Genomic DNA, 4,722 nt, shown 5'->3' with positions numbered 1-4,722 from the left:
AGTGCTGAAAATTCTCAATTTGAGAAAAGCGTTATTTAAGTATTAGCACAAGGTAGGAAATTTGCGAAAAATCCATACTTTTTAATTGATTAAGTTATACCCAAATAATTTCAAGGTGTGTGGCTTGGCGAGGGTGACTGAATTTGGAGCCTAAATTTCTGAGATGATGTCGGCATCGCGCTTTATCAAACGCGATGCTTCGCTAGGGAGTAAGACACTGATACTACTCAAACCCTTGAGCTTTTCGCTTTTCTAACGCATCAAACGATTCATTGGCGAGTTGAGGAAGTGTTTCACAAAGCTCCAATGCTTTTGGTATTTTTCCTTCGACACAGTACTTCTCAATCATTCTTGCTTGTCTTGAAAGCGTTCGATTGCCTAGAGCGAGAGCAGAACTGCCCAGTGTGTGAACCTCGAACTCTAATGTTTGAAGGTCTTTTGTGCTTAATGCTTGCTCTATTTTCTCCATGCGATCGCGTGACTCTTCGACATAGTGCTCAATCAAGGTAGGGATGATTTCGGCGCACGTATCTTTGATCATTTGCTGAAGAATATGCTCATCCACTAATTCTTGCTCGATAGTCAATGTGTTATTTATCGTCATAATAGCGCTCCCTATAACATAAACAGTTCGCTTTTTTTAATTTGCTGAGACAGTTTTTCTTTCCACTTTTTTGGTAAGAAACGCAGCTTGGAAACTTGGCGGATTAACTCATCTTTCAGGCTTGGAGTGTGCTTCATGTTCAGTACAGAACCAATCAAGTTTGCATCGCTAGCATCGAGTAGCTTTTTGGCTTGCTCGAGCTGGGTTGCAGTCGTAGAGCCATAATGCGCTACTAACAAAGTAGCATCACATACGCCAGCAATCACTTGAGGCGCAATATTGCTTCGGTTGACACTGAGAAGTGGTGATGTATCTATCACGACGCGCTCGTACTGCGTTAACCATTGTGCAATGTTTTGTTTCAGCGTTGTTGGGTCTCGGTACGCTAACTGAGTGCTGGCGAGAGATGGAGCAGGGAGGCCGACTAAAGTTTGATGTGTATTCTCTCGTGTGATCAAATGGCCAACCTTCTCGTCATCATCAAATTCGTGAACAGTGTGATAAGCGGGTTTGAATAAGTTAAGGTCTACATACAAAGTATTGTGGCCTGCTAAAACCAAGCGCTCTGCAAGAGATGACGCCACGGAAGTGACACCATCTTCAGATTTACAACCCACAACACAAATCGTTTTGTGGCCTTTCTGTTCACTCTGAAGATAAATTTGCTCAATCTCAGCGTGAGTTGCAGGAATAGTCATTACAACGCTCCTATTAACACGATGGTTGTGGTGATTTGTAAAATATCTCTTAATCCTGCCCTCGCTTTTTCAACAAAGCTCTCGTCTTTATGGGGAATGTAAATCGTGTCGCCTGCGCGAATGACTGGCAGCTCATAAATGTTGGCTGTTTTACTAAAGTTCACCAAATCAAATGTTCGGGCTTGGCCTTGGCAGCAAGACATATTGACCACACTGATCTTTTCAAGGTAGGCATTGTCAGTTGGTCCTCCTGCTTCCGCTAACAGATCAAGCACTGTCATGTTGTCATTGAATACGTATCGCCCTGGGGCTCTTACTTCACCTAATACGCGTACCGTGGACTCTTTTGAACGATCTAACCAGTTTTTGTTTTTTTCTGGAATGTAAATGGTATCACCAGGACGAACGTGGGGCAGAATTGACTCATCGCCTGTTTCAAAGTACATCGATAAATTCAATTTACTCACTTTGGCATAACCTAGGCCTCGGTGTGTGACACGGATGTTGTGAATATCTGCATCCATTGTCGGTCCGTCGGCGGCAGACAAAATATCCAGAAAATGCATATCTTCGGTGAAACGATAGCGCCCAGGTGCATTGATCTGTCCGAAAACGTATATTGATGCGTCAGAGCTTTGGCTTACCCATTGCGATTTATTATCGGATGGGTCGTCAGGCAATGCATGTACCCTTACGACTGTACCAGCGGAAACTCGAGGTAGGCTTGATGTTGGCGAGCCATCCAGAATGTATTGGTCTAAGTCAAATTGTGTCATTTGACCGTTATTGGCGACTTCAATTTTGGTGGTATCAGCTCGTCGAGTTGGGCCTCCAACGTGTGCAAGCAGATCAATCAAATCCATTTCGTCTGACCACTCGATGCGTCCAGGGCGAACAACTTCTCCCATCACTGCGACCGCTCGACTAGGTGCTACTTTTAACCAAGACTTCTCATTGAAATCGGTTTTCTCCGGTACGAAAATCGCGTCTCCTGGTCCAACATTTGGTGGTCTGGCTGAAGATAGTCCTTCTGTATGCGCGGTAAGATCGAATTTGATGACTTTGCCATCGGCTTTTATAACGCGAATTTGGCGAGATTCTGCGTAGCGAGTGGGCCCGCCAGCGTTGGCGAGGATATCCATGAAGCTAGCGCCTTGCTTGCCTTCGTATGCCCCAGGATGGGCGACTTCACCCATCACGTAAACCACATTTGCACCTGCTTTGATTTCTTCTTCCTGTTTTGGGACAAAGATGGTGGCACCTGGCAGTATCTCTGGCAGTAGGCTTTGGTCTCCAGTATCAAGGTACTTTTTCAGGTTAAACATGGTTGGGTTATTGTTTGTTATCACGCGAATTTGCTCAACACTGGCATATCGTGTCACGCCGCCAGCTCGCATTACGACATCAACTAGCGTGGTGTTTGGCTTGTATGAGAACGAGCCAGGTGCGTTGACTTCACCAAAGACTTTGATTGCACGAGCGGAATCTGCGCTGTCACCTGAATTCGCGAGTTTTGCTGCATCAAACTCTTGCTCAATATTCCCTACGAGTGGGGAAGCGGGGACAAATAAGACATCCAGTGATTCTAGTTTTGGCAGCTGGCTATTGTCCCCCGTATCAAGGAAGCGTTTGTAGTCAAATTCAATGTTTTTATTTCCACGTTTCACGATCATTTTATCAAGCTGAGCCCCTGCGCGCAGGCCTCCAGCTTCGTACACAAACATTTGAATGTTGGACCCAGAAGGTAAGGTATATTCACCGGGTTTGACCACGTAGCCTTGAACGGACACTAACAACTGTTGCTGTTTAATAAAAACTCGAGCGTTGTTAACGTCACGATACACGGTCTTTAGCCTGTCGATAATCACGTCTTGGAGTTGTTGTTCATTGTAGCCGGCCACTAATACAGGGCCGACTTCTGGTAAATTAATTCGTCCACGACGATCAACCTGAAACCCTTGGTTTAACGACGCCTCTCCAGGTAAGTTAATCTGTATTAAATCACCGACCTTAACAGTATTGCTCTCATCCGCTATGGAAGAAGGTACCCACGCGACCAGGCACAACAACATTAAGAGGATAAATGGTTTCATCGTGTTCATAGCGCGCCTCCTGCCGTTGGGTTGCGGTTTATTGAGCTATCGCTATCTGAATTAGGGCTAATAACCTCGATGCTTACTCGACGATTAGTTAAACGCACGGCGGATGTTTCACCTTCATAGAGTGGCAGGTTATCTCCGACAGATTTGGTAGTGACTCTCTCTGAAGTGATACCAAATACGGTTAGGTAACGCTTTACTTGTTCTGCACGCGCTTGAGCAAGTTTCTGGTTGTAATCGGGGGTTCCAGTTGCATCCGCATGCCCCGTTACTACAAGAGATAGGTTAGGGTGGTCACGTAAAATGTAGGCTGCTTCTGCCAAATGTCCCATGTACTTCGGGTTGATTTCAGCTGAATCGACAGCAAACTGGTTGTCGATATTAAGTAGTGCATAGATATCCGCGACTATGTTTAGGTCGCTACGCAGCGCTTCAATATCATCGGGCGGTGTGCAAGTGGTTTGGCTCAGTACGTAGTCGAGTTGTTGTTCGAGCTGGTTTAAGCGTCGACGCTGAATCACAAGGTCGTTGGCAGCGTCGAGAAAAAGCCCACCTTCTAACTCGCGCGCAATTCTATTTTGTTTTTCAAGGGCCTGAACAACTGCCGCAGGAAAACACCAGCGCGCGCCCTCTTGGATTAGTGCGTCTAGATGTAACTTGGTCAGTTGCCAATCAAACCTTAACCCATGTTCTGGACCTAAAGGCTCGTCAGGCATCACTGGGGAAAACTGATAATTCTCGATCGAGATATCTTGATAGCTTTCCGCCAAGCCACCTTTTCCGTGTTCTGGGTAGTCAAACGACGAACAACCAAACATGCCGACAACAAGACCGCTTAATGCATATCGTCGTATAAGATTTACCATGCCAACCTCCGTTTAAACCGGTATTTTTAGTGTCCTTTTGAGTTAACGGGAATGGCATGGTTGATACGAAGCAAGCTCATGATTTCTAAAGGTTGGCCTGATACGTTTTCAATACTCATGCTTCTTTCACGTTCAACTAGACGCTTATATAAGTAAACAATGGCACCAATCCCTGAAGAATCAAGAAATTGGACGTGCTGTAGGTTAATTTCGACTTCTTTGTGATGATTGTTGTGAATTACTTCATCAATGTGATGTTGTGCTTGTCGACAGCCGCTTGCGTCTAAGTCACCAAAAAACTCAATGGCTAACTTGTCTTGATTGATTTCTAGTTTGCGTAATTCCATGACTCTGTCTCCGTTTGTTTTTCTAATTGGATATAGAGCAGGTAACGTGCCAATTTTAAACTATTTAAAAATCAAAAGTTTAAGCGCTGTTGATGATATTGTTCAATT

The 4,722-nt window shown here is 44.9% G+C and carries 5 protein-coding genes; all 5 read right to left on the bottom strand.

Going from position 1 to position 4,722, the window contains the following annotated elements:
- Window positions 1-223: 223 nt before the first annotated feature.
- From IQR33_RS16410 to IQR33_RS16390, 5 genes are read right to left on the bottom strand one after another with little or no spacing between them, the layout of a single operon-like run.
- On the bottom strand, window positions 224-604 hold the full coding sequence (locus IQR33_RS16410) for an Hpt domain-containing protein (protein WP_149191800.1): 381 nt from the start codon (window positions 602-604) through the stop codon (window positions 224-226).
- An 11-nt stretch (window positions 605-615) separates the two neighbouring features.
- Window positions 616-1,302 carry an AAA family ATPase gene (locus tag IQR33_RS16405; protein ID WP_005377635.1) on the bottom strand — a complete coding sequence of 229 codons (687 nt, stop codon included), beginning with the start codon at window positions 1,300-1,302 and terminating at the stop codon, window positions 616-618.
- Window positions 1,302-3,404, bottom strand: coding sequence for an SLBB domain-containing protein (locus tag IQR33_RS16400; RefSeq protein ID WP_193837379.1), 2,103 nt, complete (start codon window positions 3,402-3,404; stop codon window positions 1,302-1,304). The genes IQR33_RS16405 and IQR33_RS16400 overlap by 1 nt, the downstream gene beginning before the upstream one ends.
- On the bottom strand, window positions 3,401-4,267 hold the full coding sequence (locus tag IQR33_RS16395) for an OmpA family protein (protein ID WP_193837378.1): 867 nt from the start codon (window positions 4,265-4,267) through the stop codon (window positions 3,401-3,403). The genes IQR33_RS16400 and IQR33_RS16395 overlap by 4 nt, the downstream gene beginning before the upstream one ends.
- Before the next feature lie 26 nt (window positions 4,268-4,293).
- Window positions 4,294-4,614 (bottom strand): STAS domain-containing protein, encoded by a 321-nt coding sequence (locus IQR33_RS16390; protein ID WP_017634929.1) that lies wholly within the window; start codon window positions 4,612-4,614, stop codon window positions 4,294-4,296.
- Between the last annotated feature and the right edge of the window lie 108 nt (window positions 4,615-4,722).

The organism is Vibrio sp. OPT46, assembly GCF_015163535.1.
In the GTDB taxonomy this organism is placed as follows: Bacteria; Pseudomonadota; Gammaproteobacteria; order Enterobacterales; family Vibrionaceae; genus Vibrio; species Vibrio alginolyticus.
The sequence above is the reverse complement of the archived record's forward strand: the minus strand, read 5'-3'. Positions and strand labels throughout refer to the sequence as shown.

Excerpts from the sequence above, each read along its gene's own strand:
- IQR33_RS16410 (WP_149191800.1), bottom strand. The coding sequence starts at position 604 with ATGACGATAAATAACACATTGACTATCGAGCAAGAATTAGTGGATGAG.
- IQR33_RS16405 (WP_005377635.1), bottom strand. The coding sequence starts at position 1,302 with ATGACTATTCCTGCAACTCACGCTGAGATTGAGCAAATTTATCTTCAG.
- IQR33_RS16400 (WP_193837379.1), bottom strand. The coding sequence starts at position 3,404 with ATGAACACGATGAAACCATTTATCCTCTTAATGTTGTTGTGCCTGGTC.
- IQR33_RS16395 (WP_193837378.1), bottom strand. The coding sequence starts at position 4,267 with ATGGTAAATCTTATACGACGATATGCATTAAGCGGTCTTGTTGTCGGC.
- IQR33_RS16390 (WP_017634929.1), bottom strand. The coding sequence starts at position 4,614 with ATGGAATTACGCAAACTAGAAATCAATCAAGACAAGTTAGCCATTGAG.